Origin of the sequence: Pseudomonas sp. 2995-1 (genome assembly GCF_002742505.1) — a bacterium.
Classification (GTDB): Bacteria; Pseudomonadota; Gammaproteobacteria; order Pseudomonadales; family Pseudomonadaceae; genus Aquipseudomonas; species Aquipseudomonas sivasensis.
Genome location: NZ_LJSA01000609.1, coordinates 1 through 281, shown reverse-complemented (window position 1 = coordinate 281; position 281 = coordinate 1). Strand labels below are relative to the sequence as shown.

At 37.7% G+C, this 281-nt stretch carries 1 protein-coding gene; it reads right to left on the bottom strand.

The window, feature by feature from the left end; all coding sequences use genetic code 11:
• Positions 1-281 (bottom strand): DUF2332 family protein (locus AOA61_RS30080; protein ID WP_143521284.1); only part of this gene is annotated, 281 nt, incomplete at both ends.

The following is a 281-nucleotide window of genomic DNA, read 5'->3' as shown; positions in this document are numbered from 1 at the left end:
TTATTGTATAGGTGAAACACATCTCTCTGTTTCCCTATTTCTTCCACCTTTTTTAACAGATCTATTTTTGTGGCTTCTGTCATTTGATTTGCCACGTGGGTATGGAAGATGCAAATCACTGTATCTTTTGGGAGTGTTTCAACAACATCTTTTAATAGATCTACTCCATCCCCTTCCACAAGTTCCACTGGATTTTTCACAAAACAATTGGCTGCCTTCTCGAACAACGCTCTTCTGTCTTTATGTTCCGGCCAAATAAGAGATTTTAACCATAGAAAATC